Annotated in this window: 1 pseudogene; it reads right to left on the bottom strand. The window is 50.9% G+C overall.

Annotated elements, in window-relative coordinates:
- Positions 1–858: pseudogene (locus tag R7Q46_RS25970) on the bottom strand (integrase); the annotation flags it as partial.

The following is an 858-nucleotide window of genomic DNA, read 5'->3' as shown; positions in this document are numbered from 1 at the left end:
CAACAGGCCCAAATAGCGCTTTTGTGGGGTCTAGGCGTTCGGCCATGCCAACCAGTTCGTATTCGGTCATGTGGTTGTAGGTTCGATTTTGTTTCACATCAGCCCGCCCTGACCACTTGGCAATTTCCAGGTTTGACAGTCCACCACGCTGGGCAATGGTGTTGAGCAGGTGTCGAGCCTGATGCGAGGTCAATTTGACCCGTTCTCCGTTTTCAGTACGGTAACCATGGCGATCAAAGATACTGGCATGTTTTCCATCCAGAGCCTCACGAGGAGCCAGATCATGGTTGAAGAAGTTAGTGGTTGGCTTATGTAATTCAACCGGAAGGCATCCCCGATATCCGTGGAACTGATTTGCATTCAGTGCAAACAAGGCGTCGCTGTACCTAATCCCCCTCTCTTTATCAAACCACGGGAAGCCTTCTGGCAAACGCGCCATAGTGTGTTGCCACAGGCTATTTAGCGTATGCACACCATTTTTTGGGGCTAACCCTCGACTATAAAGAGAGTTATGGCATTGCTTTCTGGATTCACAGACAAGGCCGAGTGCCATACAGGCCTGCTCCATAGTCAACAGCTCATCATCAGCGACATCAGGGCAGTTAGCATGGCGGTAAAATTTATCCGGGTGTTTCTCTATCCCCTTGGCCAGTTGTCGGGCATTTTCAGATAGCATTTTAGCTCTGGCGACGGCGGTTTTAGCGACGCCGACCATCACGGTTGGAATCCATTTGATGTCGCCTTCATAGCCTTTCCCCGCAAAAAAACGCCAGCCGTAGCGTTCTATCCCTTCACGATCCGTTTCAAATACCTCGCAATCCGCAGGCAGTGCTAACACCTCCGAAATGCGTGACGGTG

It is taken from the genome of Vibrio sp. 811 (assembly GCF_033339195.1).
This window is presented reverse-complemented; position numbering and strand designations above follow the sequence as displayed.